The 26239-nt window shown below is 70.8% G+C and carries 23 protein-coding genes; 7 read left to right on the top strand and 16 right to left on the bottom strand.

Annotated features, from left to right (window positions below; genetic code table 11):
- Window positions 1-334 precede the first annotated feature (334 nt).
- The 8 genes from AC07FN_RS00965 to AC07FN_RS00930 all read right to left on the bottom strand — a co-directional run bounded on the left by AC07FN_RS00965 (window position 335) and on the right by AC07FN_RS00930 (window position 6800).
- On the bottom strand, window positions 335-1192 hold the full coding sequence (locus AC07FN_RS00965; RefSeq protein ID WP_478393754.1) for a DegV family protein: 858 nt from the start codon (window positions 1190-1192) through the stop codon (window positions 335-337).
- A 34-nt stretch (window positions 1193-1226) separates the two neighbouring features.
- Window positions 1227-1841 (bottom strand): histidine phosphatase family protein, encoded by a 615-nt coding sequence (locus AC07FN_RS00960; RefSeq protein ID WP_478393753.1) that lies wholly within the window; start codon window positions 1839-1841, stop codon window positions 1227-1229.
- Window positions 1838-2236: a ribosome silencing factor gene (gene rsfS / locus AC07FN_RS00955; RefSeq protein WP_478393752.1), complete on the bottom strand. Its 399-nt coding sequence runs from the start codon at window positions 2234-2236 to the stop codon at window positions 1838-1840. The genes AC07FN_RS00960 and rsfS overlap by 4 nt, the downstream gene beginning before the upstream one ends.
- A gap of 188 nt (window positions 2237-2424) precedes the next feature.
- Window positions 2425-3048: a nicotinate-nucleotide adenylyltransferase gene (gene nadD, locus AC07FN_RS00950; RefSeq protein WP_478393751.1), complete on the bottom strand. Its 624-nt coding sequence runs from the start codon at window positions 3046-3048 to the stop codon at window positions 2425-2427.
- A 287-nt stretch (window positions 3049-3335) separates the two neighbouring features.
- Window positions 3336-3557: a ferredoxin gene (locus AC07FN_RS00945; protein WP_132489137.1), complete on the bottom strand. Its 222-nt coding sequence runs from the start codon at window positions 3555-3557 to the stop codon at window positions 3336-3338.
- Between the two features lie 28 nt (window positions 3558-3585).
- Entirely contained in the window at window positions 3586-4791 is a 1206-nt protein-coding gene (locus AC07FN_RS00940) for a cytochrome P450 (RefSeq protein ID WP_478393750.1), read from the bottom strand.
- Window positions 4792-4872: 81 nt separating this feature from the next.
- The gene (locus AC07FN_RS00935) at window positions 4873-5457 is read right to left on the bottom strand and encodes a TetR/AcrR family transcriptional regulator (RefSeq protein WP_478393749.1); all 585 of its coding nucleotides are present in this window, start codon (window positions 5455-5457) and stop codon (window positions 4873-4875) included.
- 2 nt (window positions 5458-5459) lie between these two features.
- Window positions 5460-6800, bottom strand: a complete 1341-nt coding sequence (locus AC07FN_RS00930) for a glutamate-5-semialdehyde dehydrogenase (RefSeq protein ID WP_478393748.1) — start codon at window positions 6798-6800, stop codon at window positions 5460-5462.
- Window positions 6801-6889: 89 nt separating this feature from the next.
- Here AC07FN_RS00930 and AC07FN_RS00925 point away from each other — a divergent pair, with 89 nt between their 5' ends.
- Window positions 6890-9010, top strand: coding sequence for a RecQ family ATP-dependent DNA helicase (locus AC07FN_RS00925; protein WP_452612081.1), 2121 nt, complete (start codon window positions 6890-6892; stop codon window positions 9008-9010).
- Between the two features lie 93 nt (window positions 9011-9103).
- Here AC07FN_RS00925 and AC07FN_RS00920 read toward each other — a convergent pair whose 3' ends face one another.
- The 3 genes from AC07FN_RS00920 to AC07FN_RS00910 form a co-directional block, all read right to left on the bottom strand.
- The gene (locus tag AC07FN_RS00920) at window positions 9104-10744 is read right to left on the bottom strand and encodes a DUF885 domain-containing protein (protein ID WP_478393747.1); all 1641 of its coding nucleotides are present in this window, start codon (window positions 10742-10744) and stop codon (window positions 9104-9106) included.
- Window positions 10745-10902: 158 nt separating this feature from the next.
- Window positions 10903-11100, bottom strand: coding sequence for a DUF397 domain-containing protein (locus AC07FN_RS00915; RefSeq protein WP_132489149.1), 198 nt, complete (start codon window positions 11098-11100; stop codon window positions 10903-10905).
- The gene (locus AC07FN_RS00910; protein ID WP_478393746.1) at window positions 11097-11948 is read right to left on the bottom strand and encodes a helix-turn-helix domain-containing protein; all 852 of its coding nucleotides are present in this window, start codon (window positions 11946-11948) and stop codon (window positions 11097-11099) included. Before AC07FN_RS00910 ends, AC07FN_RS00915 begins: the two co-directional genes overlap by 4 nt.
- Window positions 11949-12199: 251 nt before the next feature.
- Here AC07FN_RS00910 and AC07FN_RS00905 point away from each other — a divergent pair, with 251 nt between their 5' ends.
- Together AC07FN_RS00905 and AC07FN_RS00900 are read left to right on the top strand one after the other, a co-directional pair.
- On the top strand, window positions 12200-12439 hold the full coding sequence (locus AC07FN_RS00905) for an HC3 family zinc finger protein (protein ID WP_478388354.1): 240 nt from the start codon (window positions 12200-12202) through the stop codon (window positions 12437-12439).
- Between the two features lie 117 nt (window positions 12440-12556).
- Window positions 12557-13834, top strand: a complete 1278-nt coding sequence (locus AC07FN_RS00900) for an MFS transporter (protein ID WP_478393745.1) — start codon at window positions 12557-12559, stop codon at window positions 13832-13834.
- Between the two features lie 64 nt (window positions 13835-13898).
- Here the strand turns inward: AC07FN_RS00900 and proB are convergent, their stop codons facing one another.
- The 4 genes from proB to rplU form a co-directional block, all read right to left on the bottom strand.
- A complete protein-coding gene (gene proB, locus AC07FN_RS00895; protein ID WP_452612086.1) occupies window positions 13899-15020 on the bottom strand; it encodes a glutamate 5-kinase in 1122 nt (373 codons plus the stop codon).
- Window positions 15017-16507, bottom strand: a complete 1491-nt coding sequence (gene obgE / locus AC07FN_RS00890) for a GTPase ObgE (RefSeq protein WP_478393875.1) — start codon at window positions 16505-16507, stop codon at window positions 15017-15019. Before obgE ends, proB begins: the two co-directional genes overlap by 4 nt.
- 203 nt (window positions 16508-16710) lie before the next feature.
- Window positions 16711-16968 carry a 50S ribosomal protein L27 gene (gene rpmA / locus AC07FN_RS00885; protein WP_132489159.1) on the bottom strand — a complete coding sequence of 86 codons (258 nt, stop codon included), beginning with the start codon at window positions 16966-16968 and terminating at the stop codon, window positions 16711-16713.
- Between the two features lie 14 nt (window positions 16969-16982).
- Window positions 16983-17291: a 50S ribosomal protein L21 gene (gene rplU / locus AC07FN_RS00880; RefSeq protein WP_093278869.1), complete on the bottom strand. Its 309-nt coding sequence runs from the start codon at window positions 17289-17291 to the stop codon at window positions 16983-16985.
- Window positions 17292-17708: 417 nt separating this feature from the next.
- Here rplU and AC07FN_RS00875 point away from each other — a divergent pair, with 417 nt between their 5' ends.
- The 4 genes from AC07FN_RS00875 to AC07FN_RS00860 all read left to right on the top strand — a co-directional run bounded on the left by AC07FN_RS00875 (window position 17709) and on the right by AC07FN_RS00860 (window position 24703).
- The gene (locus AC07FN_RS00875; protein ID WP_478393744.1) at window positions 17709-19409 is read left to right on the top strand and encodes a hypothetical protein; all 1701 of its coding nucleotides are present in this window, start codon (window positions 17709-17711) and stop codon (window positions 19407-19409) included.
- A complete protein-coding gene (locus AC07FN_RS00870; protein ID WP_452612088.1) occupies window positions 19406-20383 on the top strand; it encodes a glycosyltransferase family 2 protein in 978 nt (325 codons plus the stop codon). The genes AC07FN_RS00875 and AC07FN_RS00870 overlap by 4 nt, the downstream gene beginning before the upstream one ends.
- A gap of 164 nt (window positions 20384-20547) precedes the next feature.
- Window positions 20548-23859 carry an arabinosyltransferase domain-containing protein gene (locus tag AC07FN_RS00865; RefSeq protein WP_478393874.1) on the top strand — a complete coding sequence of 1104 codons (3312 nt, stop codon included), beginning with the start codon at window positions 20548-20550 and terminating at the stop codon, window positions 23857-23859.
- Between the two features lie 91 nt (window positions 23860-23950).
- Entirely contained in the window at window positions 23951-24703 is a 753-nt protein-coding gene (locus tag AC07FN_RS00860; protein WP_478393743.1) for a helix-turn-helix domain-containing protein, read from the top strand.
- A gap of 16 nt (window positions 24704-24719) precedes the next feature.
- Here AC07FN_RS00860 and AC07FN_RS00855 read toward each other — a convergent pair whose 3' ends face one another.
- A complete protein-coding gene (locus AC07FN_RS00855) occupies window positions 24720-26225 on the bottom strand; it encodes a carboxylesterase/lipase family protein (protein ID WP_478393742.1) in 1506 nt (501 codons plus the stop codon).
- Window positions 26226-26239: the final 14 nt, after the last annotated feature.

The raw sequence follows: 26239 nt of genomic DNA, 5'->3' as shown, positions 1-26239 counted from the left end.
ACCTCAGCAAGGGCTCGGGTAGCCACCTCTCGGCCAGCCGCCGCCAAGGTGAGCCGGATCCGGTATCCGGTGGCGGCGCCGAGTAGTTCGGACCGGCGCGCTCCGCCGGATCATCACGGGACGCATGCCGCTGCAGGGTCTGCAGCCTGCTTCGCGGGTCTAGTTCTTCGAATTCGTCTGCACTGGAACGAAAACTCCGGATGTCAAACATGCGGTCGACGGTAGAGCAGACGAAAGTCGTTCCGCAGCTTTATTTTTCGTAGATAAGACCACTGTGGATCAGATCGGCGACGGATTCAGCTCGAAGGTGTGGAATCCGCCAGTCGAAAGGTTTTCAGGCGTCCGAACGCCACCCGTTCGGGAGCACCACGACACCCACCGCGCCCGGCCCGATGTGCGCGCCGATCACCGCGCCCACCTCCGAAACGACGCAATCCACCGAATCACCGAGCTCGGCGCGGATCTGACCGGCGAGCCGCTCGGCGCGCTCCGGCGCGGCCAGGTGGTGCACTGCGATCGCGGCCCGAGAATCCGCCGTGCGCAACGAAATCTCCAGCAACCGGGCCATCGCCCGGGTGGTCGTGCGCACCTTCTCCAACGCGTCGATGCGACCGTCGTGCACGTGCAACAGCGGCTTTATGGCCAACGCGGTGCCCAACACCGCCGCAGCGGTCCCGATCCGCCCACCACGCCGCAGGTATTCCAAGGTCTGCACGGAGAACAACGTCGTCGTGCGCTCGGCGGTCGAAGCCGCGACGCGCTCCACCTCGGTCAGCACGGCACCCGACTTCGCCGCCTCGGCGGCCGCGAGCACCGAAAAACCCAGCCCCATGGCGGTGGACCGGGAATCGACGACCCGGACCCGCTCGGGGTCGACCTCGCGCGCGGCCAGCCGCGCCGCGTCCCAGGTGCCCGACAACTGCCGCGACAGGTGCACCGCGACCACGCCGTCGGCGCCGCCGTCCAACGCGTCCTGATATGCCTGCGCCAGTTCCTGCGGCGTCGCACCAGCAGTGGTGACCCGGTGCTTGCGGTCGAAAGCGCGCGCGAGATCGCCGGGACCGAAATCCGACTCGTCGATCGCGGCGGCCCCATCCACGCTGACGTGCAACGGAACGGTCCGCACCGCGTACTGCGCGGCGTATCCCGCAGGTAGGTACGCCGTCGAATCGGTGACGACTGCAATGGGCACGCCGCAACCCTACGACGTCACGGGCAGAACGCGATCAGCCCTCGACCCCGGCGTTGAAAGCGACCAGCCGCCAGCGACCGTCATCGCCGCCGCGCCGCTTCAGCACGACCCAGTGGCAGTTGCCGATGCCGCCCAGACCCGGCCACAGGTCCAGCGGCAGGCCGACCAGCTTGGCGGTCAGCGCGGTGATCAGCCCGCCGTGCGCGCACAGCAACGCGGAGCCGTGCGGCTTCCCGTCGAGCTCCTCGACGACCTCCAGCGCGCGCTCGGCCACCTCGACGCGGGACTCGCCGCCCGGCGGCGCCCACGTCGGGTCCGCTCGCCACGTGCTCAAAGCCCCAGGCCAGTCCTGCTCGACCTCCGCGACGCTGAGCCCCTGCCACTCCCCGAGGTGCGTCTCGCGCAGCCGCTTTTCCAGCCGCACCGAAGCCCCGCTGACCTCGACGAACGCGGCCGCCGTCGTGCGGGCCCGGTTCAGGTCGGAGCTGAGCGCGGCGTCCGGGGCGAACCGGGCGATCGCCGGCGCCGCGCGCCGGGCCTGCTCCTGACCGGTCTCGGTCAGCGAGCTGTCGAGGTGCCCCTGCATGCGGCCCGTCGCGTTGTAGTCGGTCTCCCCGTGCCGCCAGAGCACCAGCTGGTCGAGGCTCACGATTCGGTGTCCGGCGAGTCCGCCTCGGCGGGCGCGCTCTGGTCCTCGAACTCGATCCGCGGGCAGTCCTTCCACAGCCGTTCCAGCTGGTAGAAGGCGCGCTCGTCGGAGTGCTGGACGTGCACCACGACGTCGACGAAGTCCAGCAGGACCCACCGGCCCTCGCGCGCGCCTTCGCGGCGCACCGGCTTGGACCCGGCGGCGCGCAGCTTCTCCTCGACCGCGTCGACGATCGCTTCGACGTGCCGCTCGTTGGGCGCGGATGCGATCAGGAAGCAGTCGGTGATGACCAGCTGCTCGGAGACATCGAGCAAGACCACGTCGGTGGCCTTCTTGTCCGCCGCGGCCTGCGCCGCGATCAGAGCCAGCCGTCGGGCGTTCTCGGTGGCTGCCACGTCACTCCTCTCGGGTGGGTCCGGTGTGCGACCCACGCCGGGTAGAGGATAGCCAGCCCGCCCCACACCAGGCCGAACCCGCCTCCACGAACACCGGGCCGCGACATCCACGTCCGAAGCATGTCACTCCCGGAACACCAGAAGTCCCACCTGGTCGAACAGGCTCCGGAACGTGGACTCGCCGCCGGTCAGGACTGCGACGCCGGTCCCCACTCCGTTCCGGAGTCGTCCCGGTACAGGCCTCGCTTGGTGATGTACTGCACGATTCCGTCCGGGACCAGGTACCAGACCGGCAGGCCCGCCCGGACCCGGTCCCGGCAGCCGGTCGACGAGATCGCCATCGCCGGGATCTCCACCAGCGACACCGCCCCCGCGGGCAGGTGGGCGCCGTTGAGCGAGTAGCCGGGCCGGGTCACGCCGATGAAGTGCGCCAGGTCGAAGAGCTCTTCGACCCGGTGCCAGGACAGGATCTGCTCCAGCGCGTCCGCACCGGTGATGAAGTACAGCTCCGCGTCCGGGAACTGCTGGTGCAGATCCGTGAGGGTGTCCGCGGTGTAGGTCGGGCCGCTGCGGTCGATGTCGACGCGGCTGACCAGGAATCGCGGGTTTGACGCGGTGGCGATCACCGTCATCAGGTAGCGGTCCTCGGCGGGGCTGACCACCTCGTGGCTCTTCTGCCAAGGCTGGCCGGTGGGCACGAAGACGACCAGTTCCAGTCCGAACTGGGCCTGCACCTCGCTGGCCGCGACCAGGTGTCCGTGATGAATGGGATCGAAGGTGCCACCCATGACCCCGATCCTGCGACGAGACATAGCTGCCAAGCCTAGGAAGTCGATGTCCCGAGGTGGTCGGCGGGGCGTGCGTCGTACATCACCGCGGCTGTGGGGCCCGGCTCGCACTCCCCTGCGAACCAGGCCTCACGCCACGCCGACCGTGGAGCCCGGCCCACGCTCCCCCCTGAGCCGGGCCCCACGGCCCTGCACGACCCTCGGCGGCTGGGGGCCCACCTCGGGTCGCCGGCGCTGCCATTTCTCAAGGCGCGCACCGGTGTGACGCGCGGACCCGGGCAACCATGACGCGGACACGAATGTGTCCTACGTCACTCTTCTGGGGCCACTACGTCGCCGGTCTCGGCGTCCTTGACCAGGATCGCCTCCACGGGACAGGACTCCGCCGCGTCGACCACCTGGTCGGCCGGGTCCACCGCCGCGTTCCTGGCGCAGCCGTACCCGTCCACCAGCTCGAAGTGATCAGGCGCGACACCGGCGCACATGCCGGAACCGATGCAGGTGTCCGCATCGACCTCGATCGTCCAGCTCATTGCCCACCTCTTCCAGTCATGAGGGAGATCACTCGACACCTTGCCACGTCAGCACCATCCGCTGGGGCCCCCGGACGAGCATTCCGCTCTTCCACTCGACGTCTGCCTCGGATGTCGCGAACCGCAGCCCCGGCAGCCGGGTCAGCAGCGTGCGCAGCGCGACCTGCAGCTCCAGCCGCGCGAGCTGGGCGCCGAGGCAGTGGTGCGGGCCGTGCCCGAAGCCGAGGTGCGTCGCCTCCCGGCGGGTCAGGTCGAGCTGCTCGGGATCGCTGAACACCCCCTCGTCGCGGTTCGCGGCCGACGCGCTGACCATGACCGGCTCGCCGGCCCGCACCAGCACGCCGCCCAGCTCCACGTCCTCGGTGGCGTATCGCGGGAAGCCGGCGCCGACACCGAGCGGCACGTAGCGCATCAGCTCCTCGACGGCCTGCGGCACCGCGTCGAGGTTCTCGCGCAGCCCGGCGAGCTGCTCCGGGTGCGTCAGCAGCACGTAGACGAAGTTCGGGATCTGGGTCGCGGTGGTCTCGTGACCGGCCACCAGGATCCCCGCCGCCAGCCGGACGAGTTCGTCCTCGGACAGCTTGTCCTGCTCATCGCGGGCCGCGATCAACGCGCTGAGCAGGTCGTCGGCGGGTTCCTCGCGGCGTTGGGCGATCAGCCCGGCGATGTAGCCGAACATCTTGTCGATGTAGTCGGTCACCTGCTCCGGCGTGAGCTTCGTGGTGGACAGGAACGCGTCCGACCACACCCGGAAGTCCCCGCGGTCGGCGTAGGGCACGCCGAGCAGTTCGCAGATGACGGTGATCGGCAGCGGCAGCGCGAACTCCTCGACGAGGTCGGTGGGTCCGCCTCGTTCGATCATCCGGTCCACCAGGCCGTCGGCGATCTCCTGGGTCCGCGGCCGCAGCTGTTCCACGCGGCGCGCGGTGAAGGCCTTCGCCACCAGCTTGCGGAGACGGGTGTGGTCCGGCGGGTCCATGCTGAGCAGTCCGCCTTGCGGGCTGTTCGGCCGCAGCCTCGGCTCGTCGTGGTCGAGCGCGGCGGCGCGGCTGAAGCGCGGGTCGCCCAGCACGATCTTGGTGTCTTCGTATCGGGTCGCGAGCCAAGCCGTCTCGCCGTAGGGCAGCTGGACCCGGGTCAGCGGTTCCTGCTCGCGCAGGTGGGCGTAGATGGGATCCAGGTTCAGCTTGTCGGCCGCGCTGAAGGGATAGGTCCTCGGCTCCGTGGTGGTCATGCACAGCTCCTGGTGGACGTGATGTAAGCAGTCGCTTACATCATCACCGTACGCCGGCTCCGGTGCAGGTGCACGCCTTGATCACTTTTCGTCCGGAAGGTCCGTTCGTTCCAGCAGAACGGAAATCCCGCGCGCCACGTGGCGCGCGACCGCCTCGGGATCGGCGTCCGCCAACGGGGACTTGCCCAGCACCGAGCGGACCATGCCGATACCGAACAGCCACGCCAGCACCAGATCCGCGCGCAGCTCGGCGTCCGGCGCGTCCGTGAGCTCCGCCAGCCGGGCCGCGTAGCGTGCGCCCAGCTCCTCGCGCAGCACGTGCGCGGCGCGCTCGTCGCTGTAGGAGCGCAGCATCGCCGCGATCGGATGCTCAGGACCGCTGAGCTGTTCCGCGGACAAGAGGTTGCCGAGGATCCGCAGCGGCAGCTCCTCCGGCGGCTGCGCTTCGAGCAGCCGGGTGCTGTTGTGGCTGAGCACCGCCGCGAAAAGCTCCTGCTTGGAGCCGAAGTAGCGGAACAGCAGGGCCTGGTTCACCCCCGCCCGCGCCGCCACGTCGCGCACCGTGGTCGCGTTGAAGCCGCGCTCGGCGAACAGCGCCGACGCGGCCTGCAACAGCGCGTCCTTGGTGGCGGCCGAGTCACGTTTGCGGCGCGGCGCCTGGGTCAAGGTCAGCTCCCCGGGCAGGAACTGGTGCTCGACGGGGCGGAGCCCGGCCGCACGTGCCCGTCGCCGAACGCCAGCCACTTCGTGGACGTCAGCTCCGGCAGGCCCATCGGCCCGCGGGCGTGCAGCTTCTGGGTGGAAATGCCGATCTCGGCACCCATCCCGAACTCGGCGCCGTCGGTGAACGCGGTGGAGGCGTTGACCATCACCGCCGCGGCGTCCACCTGAACGGTGAACTGCCGGGCCGCGCGGACGTCGCTGGTCACGATGGCCTCGGTGTGCCCGGAGCCGTGGGCGCGGATGTGCTCGACGGCGTCGGGCAGCGAGTCGACCACCGCCGCCGCGATGTCCAGCGACAAGAACTCGGTGTCCCAGTCCTCGTCGGTCGCCGCGACCACGTTGGAGCCGCCGACCGCGATGACGCGCTCATCGCCGTGCACCGTCACGCCCGCGCCGTGCAGCTCGGCGAGCGCCCGGGGCAGGAACTCCTCGGCGATGTCCTTGTGCACCAGCACCGTTTCCGCCGCGTTGCACACGCTCGGACGCCGGGCCTTGGAGTTGAGAAGGATCCGCAGCGCGGTGTCGATGTCCGCAGTCGCGTCGACGTACACGTGGCAGTTGCCGACGCCGGTCTCGATCGCGGGCACCGTGGCGTTCTGCACGACGGCGGAGATCAGCCCGGCACCGCCGCGCGGGATCACCACGTCCACCAGGCCGCGCGCGGTGATCAAGTGCTGCACGGACGCCCGGTCGTGGCACGGCAGGAGCTGCACGGCGTCGGCAGGCAGGCCGCGCTCGCGGACCACGTCGGCGAGGATCGACACCAGCACGGTGTTGGAGTGCTCCGCCGAGGACGAGCCCCTCAGCAGCACCGCGTTGCCCGCCTTCAGCGTCAGGCCCGCGGCGTCCACGGTGACGTTGGGACGACCCTCGTAGACGATCCCGACCACGCCGAGCGGCACCCGGACCTGCTGCAGCTGCAACCCGTTGGGCAGCACGCTGCCGCGCACCACCTCGCCCACCGGGTCCGGAAGGCCGGCGACCGTGCGCAGCCCGTCTGCCATCGCCTCGACGCGCTCGGTGCTCAGGCTCAGCCTGTCGATCAGGCTCTCCGGCATCCCGGACTCGCGGCCGGCGGCGACGTCCCTGTCGTTGGCGGCGAGGATCTCCGGCGCCCGCCGCACCAGCGCGTCGGCCATCGCGTGCAGCAACGCGTCCTTGTCGCCCCGGGTGGCCTGCGCCAGCTCGGCCGCCGCCCGCTTGGCGCGTCGCGCCGCGTCGCGGACCTGCTCCCGCAGCTCGTCGCCGGACACCTTGCCTGTGATCGTGGACTCGGTGGTGGTCACCCGCCCAGACTAGTCCGTTCGGTCCTCGTCCCGGCACCGGATTTCACCCCGGACGTGCGGCGTCGTGGGCATCCGGTAGGAATCGGGGCGTGGACGAAAACGCGCTGCGCGAACTCGCCGACGACCGACTCCGCGCGCTGGCCGGCCCCGACGCCGCGCTGCGCGAGGACCAGTGGAGCGCCATCCGCGCCCTGGTGCTGGAACGCCGCCGCGCGCTGGTGGTGCAGCGCACCGGCTGGGGGAAGTCGGCCGTCTACTTCATCGCCACCGCGCTGCTGCGCGAGCTCGGCGAGGGACCGACGGTGATCGTTTCGCCGCTGCTCGCGCTGATGCGCAACCAGGTCGACGCGGCCGCTGCCGCCGGGGTGCACGCCGCCACGATCAACTCCGCGAACCCCGACGAGTGGGCCGACATCGAGGAGCAGGTCGCCTCCGGCGAGGTGGACGTGCTGCTTGTCAGCCCGGAGCGGCTGAACAACCCCGACTTCCGCGACACGATCCTGCCCGAGCTCACGCAGACCGCGGGCCTGCTGGTGGTGGACGAGGCGCACTGCATCTCCGACTGGGGCCACGACTTCCGCCCGGACTACCGGCGGCTGCGGACGCTGCTCACGGAGCTGCCGGAGGGCGTCCCGGTGCTGGCGACCACCGCCACCGCGAACGACCGCGTCGTGCAGGACGTCTCCGACCAGCTCGGGGTCGGCGGCGAGTACACCGACCCGCAGGAGACGCTGGTGCTGCGCGGCACCCTGGACCGGGAGAGCCTGCGGCTGGGCGTCGTCCGGTTGCCCTCGGCGGAAGCGCGGCTGGGGTGGCTGGCGAGCCACCTGAAGGAGCTGCCCGGCTCCGGCATCATCTACACGCTGACCGTGGCGGCGACCGACGAGATCGCCGCCTACCTGCGCGATCAGGGCTACGAGGTGGCGTCCTACTCAGGCCGCACCGATCCCGGCGAGCGGCAGCAGGCCGAGGCGGACCTGCTGGCGAACCGGGTCAAGGCGCTGGTCGCGACCTCGGCGCTGGGCATGGGTTTCGACAAGCCCGACCTCGGTTTCGTGGTCCACCTGGGCGCGCCGTCCTCGCCGATCGCCTACTACCAGCAGATCGGCCGCGCCGGGCGCGGCGTGCAGCGGGCCGAGGTGCTGCTGCTGCCCGGGCCGGAGGACCGCGACATCTGGAGCTACTTCGCGTCGCTGGCGTTCCCGCCGGAGCCGACGGTGCGCGCGGTGCTCGACGCGCTGGCGCAGCACGAGCGCATGTCGACGGCCGCGCTGGAGCCGCACGTCGAGCTGGGACGCACCCGGCTGGAGATGGTGCTGAAGGTGCTGGACGTCGACGGGGCCGTCCGCCGGGTGAAGGGCGGTTGGGAGGCCACCGGCGAGCCGTGGCACTACGACGCCGAGCGCTACGCCCGCATCGCCGCGGAGCGGAAGTCCGAGCAGCAGGCGATGCTCGACTACCTCGGCACGTCGTCGTGCCGCATGGAGTTCCTCCGGCGGCAGCTGGACGATCCGGCGGCCGAACCCTGCGGCCGCTGCGACAACTGCACCGGCTCCGGCTATTCCGGGGACGTCGACGACCAGGCCGTGCAGCAGGCCGGGGAGCGCCTGCGGCGGCCCGGCGTGGAGGTTTCGCCGCGCAAGATGTGGCCGAGCGGGATGGACTCGCTGGGCGTCCCGGCGTCCGGCAAGCTGCCCGCCGGGGAGCAGGCCACCACGGGCCGGGCGATCGGGCGGCTCACCGACATCGGCTGGGGCAACCGGCTGCGCGAACTGCTCGCCACCGGCGCGCCCGACCAGGAACTGCCGGACGACCTGTTCCAGGCCGGGATCAAGGTGCTGGCCGCGTGGGAGTGGGCTCAGCGCCCGGTGGGCGTGGTCGCGCTCGGTTCGCGGACGCGCCCCCTGCTGGTGCGCAGCCTGGCGGAGCGGATCGCCACGATCGGCCGGCTGCCACTGCTCGGCGAGGTGCTGACGAACCCGAACACGACGCCCCGGCGCGCCACGAACAGCGCGCAGCGGGTGGCTTCGCTGTGGCAGCAGTTCAAGGTCCCCGAGGAACTCGCAGCCAAACTGTCCACACTGGATGGACCGGTGCTGCTGATGGACGACTACGCCGACACCGGCTGGACCGTCACCGTCGTCAGCCGCCTGCTCCGCCAGGCGGGCGCCCCAGCGGTCCTGCCCTTCACCCTCGCCACCACTTCGTGAGCGGATCTGGACGCTGAGCCGCTGCTCAAGACCCGTGCGTACTTCGTGCCGCCATAGCAGCACGAAGTACGCACGGGCGAGCAGTCCTGCGCTTCAGCCCTGCGCTCGCACCCATCCGGCGATGACCTCGTCCAGGACCGGCATCGGCAGCGGGCCGTTGCCGATGACCACGTCGTGGAACGCCCTGAGGTCGAATGCCGGGCCCAGCTGCGCTTCGGCCTTGGCGCGCAGCCGCTGGATCTCCAGGCGGCCGACCAGATAGGACAGCGCCTGCCCCGGATTTTCGATGTACCGGTCGGTTTCCGACTGGATCTCGACCTCCGGCATCACCGTGTTCGCTCGGAGGAAGTCCACCACCTGCCGACGACTCCAGCCGAAGGCGTGCAGCCCGGTGTCCACCACCAGCCGCGCCGCGCGCATCGAATCCATCGCGAGCATGCCCAGCCGCGCGATGTCGTCCGAGTACAGGCCGGCCTCGTCGGCGAACCGCTCCGCGTACAGGCCCCAGCCCTCCATGAACGCGTTGATCCACGCGGCCCGCCGGATCAGCGGCACCCCGGTCAGCTCCTGCGCGAGGGTGATCTGGAAGTGGTGTCCCGGAACGGCTTCGTGGAACGCCGTCGCCTCGGCCAGGAACCGGGGGCGCTCCTCGGCGCGGTAGGTGTTGGCGTAGTAGATCCCCGGCCTGGAGCCGTCCAGCGGCGCCGGGAGGTACGCGGCCGCGGTCGCACTCGCCTCGCGGTCCGCCGGGACGGCTTCCACCCGGCACCGCTGCGCCGGCTGCCGCCCGAACCACTCCGGCGCCGCCTCTTCGGCACGGCCGATCGCCGCCTGGGCCGCTCCGAGCAGCTCCGCGGCGTTCTGCCAGCACAACGCCGGATCGGTGCGCATCCGCTGCTGCACCTCGGCGGCGGTTCGCAGGCCGAATTCCCGCGAACCGATTTCCGCGTATTCCTCGGCAAGCCCTTCGATCGCCGCGAGCCCGGTGCGGTGCAGCTCCTCCGGGGTCCAGTCGACCGTGGTGTGCATCCGGGCCAGTGCTGCGTAAGTCTCCGCACCGCCCGGCAGCCAGCACAGCCCCGGCCGGTCGTCGGGACGGCCGTGCGGCCGGATCTCGGTGTGCAGGACGTTGCGGTACGCGGCGAACGCCGGCCGGACCGCGTCGGCGAGCAGCCGATCCCGCTCGTCGGCACTGCGCAACGGAGCCTGCCGCAACGGATCGCTTTCCGGGGCCGACAGGTAGACGTCGAGATGCGCGACCGCATCCCGGACCCGGCGCGCGACCGGCGTCCGCCCCGCCGCCGCGCCGTGGCGGTGCCGATCCGCCGCTTTGGCAAGGAAATCGGGGATCTCGGCGAGCCTGGTCAGGAAGTCCTGTTCCTGCTGCGGCCCGGACGGCCGCACTGCGGGGAGGAGTTCGAGCAGCTTGGCGATCGGCGAGACCAGCAGGTCGTGCATGGTGTGTTCGACCAGCCGCGCGCCGAGCCGCGTCGCGACCGCCTCTGCCTGCTGCACCACCACACCGCGGGTGATCCGGTCCTCGGGCGGCGGATCGAGCGAGCGGGCCGCGGCGGCGATGCGCAGCGCGCGCTCGCGGATCGCGGACTCCGCGGACTCGTCGAGATCGCCCAGCCGGTGGTCGATTCCCGGTATCCCCTGCAGGAGTTCGTTCAGCGGATCCTCATCCGCCAGGACCTCGATCAGCTCGTCGGCGAGCTCGCGCGCGGTGTTCACCGGACCAGTCTGCCCTACGCGGCAACGCATTCGACCGAATTCGGCCACCGGGTGCAATTCACCCGAAGTAGGTCATGAAAAGGTGCGAAGGCGAATGAAATGCGGAAAACCGGCTCGGTGCCCTCGAACCGACGCCGAGGGCACCGCAGGAGTCGACGTCAGGAATCGAATCGGCCGGCGCGCACCCCGGCGACGAACGATCTCCATTGACCACCCGAAACCGCGAAGTACCCCGCAGCCCGGTTCTTCGAATCCCGGACGGCCGCGCCGTCACCGAAGCGGCCGACCTCGACGCAGTCGCTCACCTGCGCCGACCGGCTCGACTTCCGCCAACCAACCGGCTGTGCCGTAGTCACGCAATGGCCTCCATCTCGTTCGCACACTTGGCGATGAACCCGATCGATTCGTCGTGATCCATCGCGAACGAGAGCAGGGTAGTGATCGCGTCCAGGTATTCCTGCGCTAGTCCGGGGTTGTACAGAAAGGCGGCGGACCGGTAGTGCTCCAGGTGGACGATCGGCTGCGCCTTCGGGAATTCGAACACCACGAACGGGCCGACATGACCGGGATGCCAGGACGTCGAACCGCTCGCCACGACGCGGACTTCGATGTTGGACCATTCCGCGAGTTCCGCGACCTTGCGGAGCTGGTCGGCCATCACGGCGTGCCCACCGATCGGTTCCCGCAGCGCGTGTTCGCTGATGATCGCCGTCAGTTGCGGACCGTTGCGCGCGGAGAGGATCTCCCGGCGGCCGACGCGCATCAGCACCAGTTTCTCCACCTCGCCGACCGGCCTGCCGCGCATCACGGCGCGCGCGTAGTCGGAGGTCTGCAGCAGCCCGGGAACCAGCCCGGTGGCCACATTGGTGATGCGGGTGGCGGTGCGCTCGAACTCGATCAGCGCAGTCAGCTCCTGCCGCACGCCGGCGCGATCCGCGGTGAGCCAGTTCGGCACGTCGGCGTCGCGCGCCATCTCGACGAGTCGATCACGCTCGGTGGCCGAAACTCCCAGCGCCGTCACGAACGCGGCCACCACTTCCGGCGGCGGCACGGACTTGCCCGTCTCGTACCGCATCAGCTTGACGTGATTGGTGTCGAGCTCCTGTGCCAGCGCGCGGAGGCTCTTGCCGACCAGTTCCCGGGCTTCGCGCAGCTCAGCCCCGAGCGCGCGGGCCTTCGGCGTGCCGCCAGTGGTACGGGTCATGAAACATAGCGAAACAGAATTCGGGTCTGGTAACTACTACCTGTTCAGGTAATTGGCCAGCCGTTTCAGTACCACCAGAATGGTACGTGCGACGACGTCCGATCAGGAGGGCACCGGCCAGTCTCGCAGCCGCCCGGCGCGTCCTCGGTGTCCAGCACCGCAATCCCGGCGGCGTCGTCCCCCCAGAACCGGCTGCCGGACGCGACAAGCGGCGGACGCCTCAGTCGAGTTGGAACAGGCGGTGATCTTGCATGCCTCACCCGTTTCGCTGGCAACCCGGCGATGGGCAGCGCCACGCCACGCTGAAACCCCGGCCCCGCGGCGGTTTTCCGGTGGACGCGCAGATCGAGACGCTGTGCGGCAAGCAGATCGCCGTGGACAACTCCGACGTCGCATGGCTGTGGACGACGTGCCCGGAGTGCAACCGGTTCGCGCACGAACTGACCGGTACTCCGATCGCGCCCTGTAGTCCAGGTCCTCCCACAGGGTGAATTGGGATCTTCCGTACGGGCGACCCAGACCGTACTGTGTCGTCACCCGTACGAAGCCCGGAGAACAACAGCACATCTCCGGCGCACGGGCGTCCTGCCACGACACCGGAGGATGCGATGGCGCACGAAGCGGCGACGGCCGAGGATTCCCGACTACCCATCCGAACCCTGGTCGCCGCCAGCATCGGCAACGCGGTCGAGTGGTACGACTGGACCATCTACACCGCCTTCAGCGTCTACTTCGCCGCGGCGTTCTTCCCCGGTGAGCTCGCGCTGATCAACACGCTGGCCACGTTCGCGCTGGCGTTCTTCTTCCGCCCGCTCGGCGGCTGGCTGCTCGGGCGGTTCGCCGACCTCCGGGGCCGCAAGACGGCGATGCTGGTGACCATCTCGCTGATGGCCGGTGGCTCGCTGATCATCGGCCTGCTGCCGACGTTCGAGTCGATCGGCTGGGCCGCGGCGGTCCTGCTGGTCCTGGCGCGCATCGGGCAGGGCCTCTCGCTCGGCGGCGAGGTGTCCAACGCATCGGCCTACCTGGCGGAGATCGCCCCGGCCGCCAAGCGCGGCCGCTACTCGGCGTTCTTCTACATCTCGACCGGCTCCGCGCTGCTCGTCGCCTCGCTGCTCGGCTACGCGCTGACGGCGCTGCTCACCGAGGAGCAGCTCACCGACTTCGGCTGGCGGATCCCGTTCCTGATCGGCGGCGTGCTCGGGCTGCTCGGCATCTGGTTGCGCCGCACGCTCGAGGAGACCGAGCAGTTCGAGGACAACCGAGCCAAGGCCAAGGCGCTGAAGAATCCGCTGTGGATGACGATCAAGCACCACCCCAAGGCGGTCGGCCAGCTGGTGGGCTTCAGCATGCTGTCCACGCTCTGCTACTACACGTTCTTCAGCGCGCTGACGCCGTTCGCGGTGAAGACCCGGCACGCCGACGCCACCGACGTGTTCCTCGCGCTGTCGATCGCCACCGCGCTGTTCATCGCGCTGCAGTACCCGATGGGCGCGCTGTCGGACCGCATCGGGCGAAAGCCACAGCTGCTGGTGTGGTCGGCGGCGATCGCGGTCCTCATCGTGCCGCTGTCCACATTGGTCCGTCCCGGGCTGGGTGGCCTGCTCGTGGTGTTCTGCGTGGGAATCGCGTTGTACACCGCGATGACCTCGATCGCTCCGGCGATCATGTCGGAGCTGTTCCCGACCGAGCTGCGCGGCCTGGGCATCGGCGCCTGGTACAACCTCACCGTCGCGATCTTCGGCGGCACCGCCCCGCTGGTGATCCAGACGCTGGCGCGCTACGAGCTGTCGACGATGTTCTTCTGGTACATCGCAATCGCCTCGGCGATCGCGTTCTTCGTGATCCGCACGCTGCCCGAGACCAAGGGCACCGAGCTCCGCTGACCTCGGCCCGGCCGACGAAAGGCACCTCCGCTCGGAGGTGCCTTTCGCTCAGGGGAAATCGTCCTCAGCGGAGCGGGACGAGGTCGTCGGCGTGGACCACCTCTCGGCGTTGTTCCGCCGGCAGCTCGTGCGTCGAGCGGCCGATCAGGTCCGGCAGTTCCGCCGCGTCGTAGGCGACCACGCCGCGGCCCACGACCTTGCCCGCCGGGTTGACCAGCTCGACCACGTCGCCACCGTCGAACGCGCCCTCCACCGCCGTGATGCCCGCCGCCAGCAGGGAACGGCGGCGCTTGACGACCGCTGCCACCGCACCGTCGTCCAGCCACAGCCGGCCGTTGGCCCCGGCCGCGTGCGCAAGCCAGAAGCGGCGCGCCGAGAGCCTGCTGCCGGTCGCCGCGAAAGCGGTGCCGACATCGGCCGGGCCGAGCGCGCGCTCGGCCAGCGCGGCGGAGGTCAGCAGCACCGGAATCCCCGAGGAGCAGGCGACCCTCGCCGCCTCCACCTTCGACGCCATGCCACCGGTGCCCAGCCCGGACGCGCCGGTGCGTCCGGCGTGCACGCCCGCCATGTCCGCGTCGCCGTTGACCTCCCGGATCGCCGAAGCGCCGCCGCGGCGCGGATCGCCGTCGTACAGGGCGTCCACATCGGACAGCAGGACCAGCGCGTCGGCACCCACCAGGTGCGACACCAGCGCGGCCAGCCGGTCGTTGTCGCCGAAGCGGATCTCGTGCGTCGCGACCGTGTCGTTCTCGTTGACCACCGGTACCGCGCCGAGACCGAGCAACCGGTCCAAGGTGCGCTGCGCATTGCGGTAGTGACCGCGGCGCACCACGTCGTCCGCAGTGAGCAGCACCTGCCCGACCGTCAGGTCGTAGCGCGAGAAGGACTCCGCGTACGCGTGCGCCAAAGCCTGCTGGCCGACGCTCGCCGCAGCCTGCTGGGTCGCGAGGTCCTTCGGCCTGCGGTTCAACCCCAGCGGCGCGATGCCCGCCGCGATCGCTCCCGACGACACCAGCACCACCTGGCCACCGGCGGCGACCCGCCGGGCCACGGTGTCGACCAACGTCGCCAGCCGCTCGGCGTCCAGGCCGCCCTTCGTGGTGGTCAGCGACGACGACCCGACCTTCACCACGACGCGCTGCGCCGCGGCGACCGCCTTCCTGGTCGCCGAGAGCTGATCGCTCACCGGCCGTCCTCCTCCTCGACGTACTGGCCGAACTCGTCCAGCGCGCTGCGGCGCGCCTTCTTCGCCGCCTTGCGGTCGGACGCCGAGATCCGGTCGTCGTGGTCGATGCGCAGGTCGGTGCCCCGTCGGCCGAGCACGCCCGCCACGCCGGCCGGCGTGGACGGTTCCCAGTCGAAGGTCATGTTGCCGATGGTCACCTGGCTGCCGGGCTTCGCGCCCCGCTTGGCCAGGGCCTCCTCGACGCCGAGCTTCGCCAGCCGGTCGGCGAGGAAGCCGATCGCCTCGGTGTTGCCGAAGTCGGTCTGCCGCACCCACCGCTCCGGCTTCTCGCCGCGCACCACGAACGCGTCCTCGAACTGGGGATCGGGTTCGACGGTGAAGTTGCCCGCGTCGACGGCCGCGGGCCGGACCACCACTCGCGCCGGCTCCGGCGGCGGCAGCTGCGCGCGGTAGCGCTCGACCTCGGCGGCCATCGCGAAGCTCAGCTCGCGCAGCCCTTCGCGGGACGCGGTGGACACCTCGAACACCGGCCAGCCGCGCGCCTCCAGGTCCGCCTTGACCAGCTCGGCCAGTTCGCGGGCCTCCGGCACGTCCATCTTGTTGAGCACGACCATCCGCGGGCGGGACTCCAGGTCCTGGCCGCCCTGCTCGGCCTTCAGCGCCGGGGTGTACTGCGCCAGCTCGTTCTCCAGCGCGTCCACATCGGACAGCGGATCGCGGCCGGGTTCGAGCGTGGCGCAGTCCACCACGTGCACCAGGACCGCGCAGCGCTCGATGTGGCGCAGGAAGTCCAATCCCAGGCCGCGGCCCTCGCTGGCACCCGGGATCAGACCCGGCACGTCCGCCACGGTGAACACCGTCTCGCCGGCGGTGACCACGCCGAGGTTGGGCACCAGCGTGGTGAACGGGTAGTCGGCGATCTTCGGCCGCGCCGCGGACAGCACCGAGATCAGCGACGACTTGCCCGCCGACGGGAATCCGACGAGGCCGACGTCGGCGACCGACTTCAGCTCCAGCACCAGGTCGAACTGCTCCCCCGCCTCGCCGAGGAGCGCGAAGCCGGGCGCCTTGCGCGCCTTGGACGCCAGCGCGGCGTTGCCCAGCCCACCGCGGCCGCCCGCGGCGGCGACGAAGGTGGTGCCGATGCCGACGAGGTCCGCCAGCACCTCGCCGCCCTCGGTCATCACCACGGTGCCGTCCGGGACCGACAGGACGAGGTCGCCGCCCTGCGCGCCGTTGCGCATGTTGCCCTGGCCCGGCTTGCCGTTGGCCGCGCGGGCGTTCGGGCGGTAGTGGAAGTCGAGCAGGGTGTGCACGTTGGGATCCACGACGAGCTGGACGTCGCCGCCCTTGCCGCCGTTGCCGCCGTCCGGCCCGCCCAGCGGCTTGAACTTCTCCCGGTGCACCGAGGCGCAGCCATGCCCGCCGTCGCCTGCCGCGACGTGGATGGTCACGCGGTCAACGAACCGCGACACGAATGCCTCCAGGAAACTCCGGCCGAGCCCGGCCCGGCATAAAACTGTCTTGGGCGCCTCGCGCGTGAACGCGCACGTCACCCACCTCGATGGTGCCGCGCGAGACGCGTCGCTGCCGGGAGGCGTGACCACCCGCACAACGAAAACGACGAGGGGCGGGCCGGACTAGCCGGACCCGCCCCTCGTCGGGAACTACTTCGCAGCCGAGAGCCGGATCAGGCCTCGGCCGGCAGCACGCTGACGGCCTTGCGGCCGCGGTAACGTCCGAACTCGACGGTACCGGCGGACAGCGCGAACAGGGTGTCGTCGTTGCCCCGTCCCACGTTCAGGCCGGGGTGGAACTTGGTGCCCCGCTGACGGATCAGGATCTCGCCGGCCTTGACGACCTGGCCGCCGTAGCGCTTCACCCCGAGGTACTTGGGGTTAGAGTCGCGGCCGTTCCGAGAGCTGGATGCGCCCTTCTTGTGTGCCATGACTACTCAGGTCCTCACTTCGTGATGCCGGTGACCTCAACGCGGGTCAGCTTCTGACGGTGACCCTGGCGCTTGTGGTAGCCGGTCTTGTTCTTGAACTTGTGGATGCGGATCTTGGGGCCCTTGGTCTGCTCGACCAGCTTGCCGGTCACCGACACCTTGGCCAGCGCGTCGGCGTCGGTCGTGACATCAGAGCCATCGACGACCAGAAGCGCCGGGAAACTGACCTCGGAGCCCAGCTCGCCCTCGAGCTTCTCGACCTCGACGACGTCCCCGACAGCCACCTTGTACTGCTTGCCGCCGGTCTTGACGATCGCGTACATGAGTCGGAAGTCTCCTGCTGCTCGGTTTCGCTACTTCACCAGGTCTGCGGCGGACGTCCACCTCGACCGCGTGGGACGAGGATTCCTACCACGCCGCCGGTGCAGCGCCTCGGTGGGTTCCTGTCTCGGCAGCCGAGCCGCACGGGCGATCGCATTCGAAACAGGCGTTTTATCTCTCCGCCCGTCCGGCGGCGAGAAGTTCTCACCCATCATACAGACCGCTTTCCGGACCCCGATCGACCGGGGGCGCACTGCGGGAGGAACCGGCCACGAGGGCCGATGACGAGCGAGCCGCGACAGCGTACGACCGGCGGAACCGCGTGGTCAAATCCAGCCACGGTCGACGTCTGATCTGCCAGGCTCTGACCTGCGCTTGCTACGGTGAGGCGCTATTGATCGGAACTGGGGAAGCAAAGCGTGACTGACATCGCATCGGAGACCGACCCGGGCGAGCGCGCCACCCCCGAAGCCCCCATTCCAGGCCCGGTGCGGCGGTTCGGCCCCGTGCTGCTCGGCCTGTCGGCGATCGTCCCGCCGCTGATGATGCTTCGGGAAGTGCTGCGCTACCCGCAGATGCACTTCTACGACTACTGGTGGGTCCTGCTCGACCTCACCGACGACGACGGCTCGTTGCGCCCGGAGGCGCTGTTCGGGTTCCGCAATGAGCACCCGTTCGTGCTGCCCAGCCTGCTGTTCTGGCTCAGCGCCCGGTTCGGGCACGGCCTCAACCAGCCGCTCGGGCTGGTGATCATCGCGTTCGGGGTCGCCAGCGTCCTGCTGGTGTGGGCGATGCTGCCGAAGTCGCTGAACCCGTGGCAGCGGGCCGGGCTGGTGGCGGCCGCCTCGACGCTGGTGTTCAACCCGCACGGCATCCACAACTACGTGCGCTCGATGAGCGGGGCGTCCTGGATCCTCGCGCTGATGCTGGTGCTCGCCGCGCTGCTGGCGATGCAGCGCGAACACCGGGTGCTCGCGATCGTGTTCGGGCTGCTGGCGTCGATCAGCTACGGCACCTCGTTCGCGGTGTGGCCGGCGCTGGCGCTGGTGGCGTGGCTGCGCGGGGACCGCCGTCGCTGGGTCGCGACGCCGCTGGTGGTCGGCTTCCTCGTGGTGGCCTCGTGGCTGGTGCTGCGCGGCCCGCAGGGCGGTGGCGGCGCTTCGCCGACCGACGATCCGGCGCAGGCGCTGCTCGCCGGGCTGAGCATGCTCGGCATGGCCTGGACCGGCACCGAGCCGTCGATCGCGCTGATCGCGGGCGTGGCTGGCCTGGCCGTACTCGTGCTGCACGTCCGGCAGACCCGCGAGGAGTTCCGCAGCGCCGCGCCGTGGTGGGGGCTGGCGGTCTACGCGGCCGGCTGCGCGGTGATGATCTCCGGCTCGCGGGCCGCGTTCGGCGAGGCCGCCGGGCTGCAGAGCCGGTACAACAGCATGACCGCAGCGCTGTGGATCGCGGTGCTCGTGATCGTGGTCGCCTGGCCTCGCTGGCCGAAGGTCCGCACCGTCGCCGTGGCGGGCACGGTGCTGGCCACCGTCGCGCTCGGCGCGCCCATGGCTCAGAGCGTGCGCTCCGATGCGCCGAACCAGGACCTGCTCGCCATCGCCGCGCGCATCGGCCACCCCGACGCGTTCGAGGACCGGTTCCCCGAGCCGGACCGCCTGCTGCCGCGGCTGCAGGCGCTCGGGCACTACCCGTTCTCCGGCCAGTTCACGCTCGGCTGCCCCGACGGCCTGGAGATCGGCGACCGGGGCAGCACCGCGGACTGGCGGACGCCCAGCGACGGCGCGCTGCGCGAGCCGCGCCCGGACGGCCGCGACGTGGTGCTCAACGTGGAGACCGACCAGATCCAGGGCGGGGCCCGGATGCTCAAGGGCTGGGCGATCTCCGGGATCGAGCGGGCCGACTGCGTCGCCGTGCTCGACCAGACCGGCACGGTCATCGGCGGCGGCGTGGTCGACATCCCGCGCTCGGACGCGGAAGCCCAGACGCCCGGCATCGAGATCGGCCTGGGCTTCGAGGCGGTCGCCCCCGCGCAGCCCGGGCCGGTGCGCGTCGCCTTCCACTTCCCCGACGGCTGGTGGATCCGGCCCCTCACGGAAAGCCCGCAGGTCAAGTCATGACGGAAGCCGCACCGGAAGTCGAGGTCTCGCTGCTGGCCCCGGCCAAGAACGAAGGGGAGAACCTGCCCCGGCTGTTCGCCGAGATCCGCGACGCGATGCAGCAGCAGCCCCGGAGCTGGGAGCTGCTGGTCGTCGACGACGGCAGCACCGACGACAGCTGGCAGGTGATCGCCGAGCAGGCCCGGCAGGATCCCCGGTTCCGCGGCATCCGGTTGCGGCGCAACTTCGGCAAGGCCGCGGCGCTGGCCGCGGGCGTCGCCGAGGTCCGCGGGCGGCTGCTGGTGACGCTGGACGCCGACCTGCAGGACGACCCCGCCGAGATCCCGCGCCTGCTCGACGAGCTCGACGACGGGGCCGACCTGGTCAGCGGTCACAAGGCGCAGCGGCAGGACCCGCTGGGCAAGCGGCTGCCGTCGAAGGTGTTCAACTGGGTCACCGGGCTGATCACCGGCCTGAAGCTCGCGGACCACAACTGCGGGCTGAAGGCCGCGCGCACCGAGGTCTACCGGCGCGTGCCGCTGTACGGGGAGCTGCACCGCTACATCCCGGCGCTGGCGCACCAGCTGGGCTACCGGGTGCGCGAGCTGGCCGTGCACCACCGGCCGCGGGTGCACGGCAAGTCCAACTACGGGTTCGAACGGTACGTGCGCGGCGCGCTGGACCTGCTCACGGTCGTCGCGCTCACCCGCTACGGGCGGCGCCCGGCGCACCTCTTCGGCGGGCTGGGGCTGCTGGCCGGGACCATCGGCACGCTGATCCTGCTCTACCTGACCGGGGTGTGGGTGTTCACCGAGCAGTCGATCGGCACCCGCCCGCTGCTGACGCTGGGCATCCTGCTGGAGATCTTCGCGGTGCAGATGATCTCCGTGGGCCTGCTCGCGGAACTGGTGCTGCACCGGACCGGGCGGGACCGGGATGTGGATGTGCTGGTCGCCGATCAGACGACGACCGAAAGCCCGGCGCAGTCCGCCTGATCGTGTTCGGGTCGCTATGCGGACTCGTTTCCGAATTGTTTCGCGCGGCGTCGGCGCTCGCAGAGGCGGACTGAGCGACAGCGAATGTCTCGCGTCGCCGGGACAAAACCGGCACTGCATTGCGCCCCAGCACACCCACCCGCTACGACCAGGCAGAACGCCCGGTGTGGCGGGCATGCAAATGCCGTCCGGATGACGCGCGAGGGGTGCGCACAAGTGCGGGCGATCAGCGCCCGTATGGTCTCCACGTGCACCCAGGGTCGGCGAAAAAACTTCGGCTGTACGCCTCGCTGCTCGGGCTCGTCGGCACCGTGCTGGCGTTGCTCGTGCCCTTCCTACCTGTCAATCACGATGTGGTGACATTGCGGTGGCCAACCGCTGAAGGCACCAGATCGGTGTCCGCCCCGTTGGTCGCCTATTCGCCGCTGTGGCTCGACGCGAAGGTGCCGTGCGCCGCCGCGCGCAGCCTGGACGCGCGCACCGCGGGGCCGGCGATCCTGCTGAGCACCAATCCGCCGTCCTCGGACTACGGCAGGCTGACCGGGCTGACGCTGCAGGTCGACGAGGGCCAGGCCGCGCTGTTCTCCAAGGGGCGGCAGATCAGCACGGTGCAGCTGCCCGCCGGCGCGTGCTCGATCGACGTGCGCGCGGACGCCGACGGCACCACCGCGAGCATCGACGGACAGGCGTGGGCGCGCGTTCTCGGCGACCAGCGCCCGCAGCTGACCGGCATCTACTCGTCGCTGGACAACGCCGCGGACGACGTGCGCGGGCTGTCCTTCGAGGCGCGCGTCGACAACCGGTTCAGCAGCTACGCGACGCCGCTCAAGCTCGTGGTGATCGCCCTCACCGTGGCCGCGTTCATCGGTTCGGTGCTCTGCCTGCGGAAGCTGGACACGCGCGCCGGCCGTCGCGCGCCGCGGCTGGCCCCGCTGCGCTGGTGGAAGCCGACGCTCCGCGACGTCTCGGTGTTCGGCGCGCTGGGCTTGTGGTGGCTGATCGGCGCGATGACGTCCGACGACGGTTACGTGCTGAGCATGGTGCGGTCGGCCGAGAGCGCCGGGTACGTCAGCAACTACTACCGCTGGTTCGCCAACCCCGAGTCGCCGTTCGGCTGGTTCTACGAGTTCTACGCGCTGTGGGTGCAGATCTCGACGGCGACGCCGTGGGTGCGGCTGCCCGCGCTGCTGATGGGCATCATCAGCTGGTTGCTGATCAGCCGTGAGGTGCTGCCGAGACTCGGCCAGCAGGTGCGGCGCAGCAACGCCGCAGGCTGGGCCGCCGCCGCGGTGTTCCTGGCGTTCTGGCTGCCCTACAACAACGGACTCCGGGCCGAGCCGGTCGTGGTGCTGTTCTCGCTGCTGGCGCTGTGCGCCGTCGAGCGGGCCGTGTCGACCGGCCGGCTGATGCCCGCCGCGCTGGGCCTTGTCGGCGCCGCCCTGTCGGTGGGCGTCAACCCGCACGGCCTCGTCGCCGTGCTGCCCTACATCGCCGCGATCAAGCCGCTGTACCGGTTGGTGCGCAAGCGGGCCCAGGAGTTCGGCTGGGTGCCGGTGCTGGCGCCGATCTCCGCTTCCGGGTTCGTGATCCTGACGCTGGTGTTCTACGACCAGACCTGGCAGTCGGTCATGGACGCGATGGAGCTCAAGACCACCTTCGGCCCGAACGGCCGCTGGTACGAGGAGCTCAACCGCTACAGCCTGCTGTTCAGCCAGAGCCCGGACGGTTCGCTGACCCGACGGTTCCCGGTGCTGCTGGTGATCCTCTGCCTGGCCACCTGCGCCGTGGTGCTGCTGCGGCGCGGCCGCATCCGCGGTGCCGGGCTCGGCCCGAGCCGGCGGCTGCTCGCGATCACCGCGATGTGCTTCGCGGTGCTCGCCCTGACCCCCACCAAGCACACCCACCACTTCGGCATCTTCGCCGCCTTCGGCGGTGCCCTGGCGGCGCTGACCGCGCTGGCCACCAGCACCACCGTGCTGCGCTCCCGCCGCAACCGGGCCGCCTTCGTCGCCGGTCTGATGGTGATCCTGGCGTTCGCCGCCACCGGGCCGAACGCATGGTGGTACGTCTCGGGCTGGGGCGTTCCGTGGTTCGACAAGCCGCCGTCGATCAACGGGCACAACTTCAGCACGCTGTTCCTGGTGTTCGCCGCGATAGCGGGCGTGATCGCGCTGATCGAGCACCTGCGCATCGACGAGAACAACCCGAAGATCGTCGACGAGCGCTGGGACAGCCCGGAGAAGCGCAGCCGCGCCCTGCGGCTGGGCACCGCACCGTTGTCGCTGGTCTGCGCGCTGATGGTGTTCGGCGAGCTCGCCGCGTTCGGCAAGGCCATCCAGGAGCGCGGCGACAGCTACAGCCTGTCCACGGACAACGTCAAGCAGCTCACCGGCGACAGCTGCGGGTTGTCGGACTACATCGGGGTCGAGACCGATCCGCAGGCCAGCGTCCTGCCGGTGGCGCCCGACCAGCCCTCGGTGGTCGCGCCGACCCGGGACCCGGCGGTGCCGGTGCCGCCGCGCCGCCTGGCCGGCCGGGAAACCGCCGAGCAGTACCTGCAGCCCAAGCAGGTGGGCTTCACCCGGCCCGGCGTGCCCGCCAGCGACGGCGTCGACTCGGATGCGCCGAGCTGGAAGCCGCCGCACCAGTTCGGCGGCGACAACGCGCCGGCGTGGGGCAGCTTCGACGAGGCCGGCACCAACACCGGCGAGCTGCGCACGCCCTGGTACGACATCCCGGATTCGGCCCGCAACGGCGAGGTGCCGGTGGCGGTGAGCCTGGCGGGCGCGGAGACCGGCGCGAACTTCGTGGTCCTCGAATTCGGCAAGGACACCGATCGGGGCTTCGAGATCACCGGCCGATACACCGCGGAGCAGGGCCCGCCGCCCGGGTGGCGGGATCACCGCTACATGCTCGGCGCCGAGGCCGAGGGCGCGACGAAGATGCGGCTGATCGCCGTCGACCAGGCGCTGGGCCGGGAGGGCTGGATCGCGGTGACCGCGCCGCGGGTGCCGAAGCTGACGAACATGACCGACGTCATCGGCAACAGCGCGACCTTCGTCGAGTGGCCGGCCGCGCTGGTGCACCCGTGCCTGCGGATTTCCGGTCTGTACAACGGGATCGCGGAGATGCCGCAGTTCCGGGTGTCGGCCGGCGAGGAGGTCCGGGACGTCGGCGAGGGCTGGTCGTCGCCGGATGCCGGCGGGCCGTTCGGCTGGCTGACGATCGCGTCCAGCGTCCGCGAGCTGCCGACCTACCTGCGCAACGATCCGCAGCAGGACTGGGGTTCGCTGTACGTGGTGCACCCGTACGACGCGGATGCGCTGCCCGCGCAGGCGGCGATCGAGGTGCATTCGGAGACCCACTGGGGCACCTGGTCGCCGGGCCCGCTGACGCAGGCCCTGGATCTGCCGGGCGACATGCCCAGCTCCGACGACCGCACGGACATCCCGACGTTCGACGACAAGCAGGACTGATCCGGGCAGCAGGGCCCCGCCGACCGAACGAGCCGGTCGTCGGCGGGGCCCTTCGCGTTCCGGTGTCGGGGTCGGTGGGCATCATGGGGTCGTGAGCCGGTATCGGGAGCGGCCGCCGGTCGGCGCGCTGACCGGGGCGATCGCCTGCGTGTGGACGCACGGGGCGGACGCGGACTGCCACGTGCAGCGCGTGGTCCCGGACGGCTGCGTGGACCTGATCTGGATGGGCGATCGCCTCGACGTGGCCGGGCCGGACACCTCCGCCCGGCTCGCGGAGCTGCCACCGGGGAGCCGCATCACCGGGATCCGGGCCAGGCCCGGATCCGCCCGGCTGCTGCTGGGCGACATTCCGGCCACCGAGCTGCGCGATCTGCAGGTCGACGGACTGGACTGCTGGGGCGCCTCGATCCGGTACACAGTGGACAGGATCAGCGAAGCGCCGGAGCAGGCGGGACGGATTCTCCAGGAGTTCGCCTGCTCCCGGTTGTCGGAGTACCGGCCCGATCCGGCGCTCGCGGCCGTCGTCGCGGCTCTGGATTCCCCCGCCCCGCTCACGGTTCCGGCGCTCGCCGACGCCCTCGGGTTGTCCGAGCGCCAGCTGCGGCGACGCGTCACCGCAGCCGTCGGCTACAGCCCGCAGGCCCTCGCCGCGGTGCTCCGCTTCCAGCGGGCGACGCGGCGCGGCACCGGCCCTGGCGGGCTCGCGGAGCTCGCCCACGCCACCGGCTACGCCGACCAGGCACACCTCACGCGCGAGTTCCGCCGCCTGGCCGGCGTGACCCCGGGTCGGTATTTCACCTCACACCACGACGTCCAGAACAGCCCCTACAGCAGCCGAAAGTAGACACGGCACGGGACGATCAGCCTCGTTCGGCCAGAGCCCTCCAGAACTCCAAGCGGTGCTCGGCGGCGAAGTCGGTCCCGGCGACCTGGTCCGGGTGCAAAGACTGCACCCTCGGCTCGGCGGCCGAGAACCGCTGCCAGCCGGGCAGGTCCGGCCCGTTGGGGTCGCCGCTGCGCGCGAAGTTCGCCCAGTAGCGGTTCATCGTCGCCGCCAGCCGCCGCTGCGCGTCGTTCAGCGGCGCCGGCTCGCCGAGGTCGAACTGGTAGGGCACCTCGGCGGAGTGGTGGGCGCCCGGCGGGAATCCAGACGGGAACGGCACGATCGGCGGCGCGTCGCGGTCTGCGAACTCGTAAACGTAAGTGGCGGTGTCCGGACTCAGGGCGTGCGCGAAGTCCCACACCGAGCGTGCCCAGGCGCAGTCGCCGACCACGTCAGCCCACGCCACGCTCGGCGTCGGGTACGTCCCGGCGGGGTACTGCTGCGCGACGTCGTCCGCCGCTGCGTCGAAGGCCTCGGCGAGCAGCTTGTCGTAGCCGTCGGCCGTGATCGGCTGACCTGCAGCGTCCCAGAACAGCGCCGTGAACAGCCGGGCCTCATCCCGGGTTCCGCCGGTGAGGACCGGGACCCGGTGGAACCGCCCGGCGGGCAGCGCCTGCGCCGGGGATTCCGGCAGCACCGAACCGCCGAACGCCGGCCTGCTGAACACCGACGACACCTTGACGAGCTGCTCGACCGGAACGCGGCGCAGCTGCTCGATCGCCGGGCCCTGCCCGGGCCGCACCCAGCCGAGCTCGCCGGCCAGGTGCTCGGCCAGGGCTTCCAGTTCCACTGTGGACATCCACATCGTCGGCAAGTCCGGCGAGCCCGGCGCCCAGCCGTTGGCCGGGGCCTGCAGCAGCGCGAAGCCGCTCTGCACGATCGCCCGGTGGAACAGCCCCGCCGAGCCGGGCGCTACCAGGTGCGCGCTGACGTTGAGCCCGCCGTAGGACTCGCCGAACAGCGTCACGTTGCCCGGGTCTCCGCCGAACTCGCCGATGTTGCGCTGCACCCAGCGCAGCACCGCCTGCTGATCTTCGAGGCCGAAACCACCGCCTCCCGCCAGGCCCGGGTAGCCGAAGTTGCCGAAGATGCCCAGCCGCGAATTCGGCGTGACCACGACGACGTCCTCGGCGGTGGCGAGCCGGCGCGCGTCGAAGATCGCGCCCGCGCCGTTGGCCCCGCCGCCGCCGTGCAGCCACACCATCACCGGCTTGCGGCCGCCGCTGCGGGGCGCGGTCACGTTCAGGAACAGGCAGTCCTCGTCCAGGCTCGCGATGTCGGCGAAGTCCTGCGGGAGCTGCGGGCACGGATTTCCCGGCGCGGTCGCGTCCCGCACGTCCGGCCACGGCTCGACGGGCTGCGGCGAGCTCCAGCGCAGCTCGCCGACCGGCGGCGCGGCGTAGGGAATCCCCTGGAAGAGCCGGTGCTCTTCGAAGGTCAGGCCGCGCACGCGACCCGAGTCCAGCTCCACGATGTCTTCCACGGCACCTCCGTGCG

The sequence above is a fragment of the Saccharopolyspora sp. NPDC045941 genome, from assembly GCF_056431445.1.
Note: the sequence above shows the minus strand (reverse complement) of the source record. Positions and strands in the feature narration are given on the sequence as shown.